This window comes from Pseudomonas sp. AC463 (assembly GCF_979253585.1).
The window spans coordinates 1-282 of sequence record NZ_CEEDDZ010000481.1 but is presented as its reverse complement, the minus strand read 5'-3'; the positions used below and the strand labels follow the sequence as shown (position 1 = coordinate 282).

The 282-nt window shown below is 56.4% G+C and carries 1 protein-coding gene; it reads left to right on the top strand.

All coding sequences use genetic code 11. From position 1 onward, the window contains the following. A partial coding sequence (locus tag AC0IYH_RS31060) for an efflux RND transporter permease subunit (protein ID WP_471838035.1) occupies positions 1-282 on the top strand: 282 nt, incomplete at both ends.

The window sequence follows — 282 nt, the reverse complement described above, 5'->3', positions numbered from 1 at the left end:
ATCTACCAACAGTTCTCGCTGTCCATGGCCACCTCGATTCTATTCTCGGCGTTCCTCGCCCTGACGTTGACGCCGGCGTTGTGCGCAACATTGCTCAAGCCTGTCGCCAAAGGTGAGCATCACGAGAAGTCCGGATTCTTTGGCTGGTTCAATCGTCGCTTCGAGCAACTGACCGATCGCTATCAGGGTTGGGTCGGCTATGCGCTCAAGCGCACTGGTCGCTACCTGGTGATCTACGTAGTCCTGTTGATTGGACTTGGGTTCTGTTTTGCGCGCCTGCCC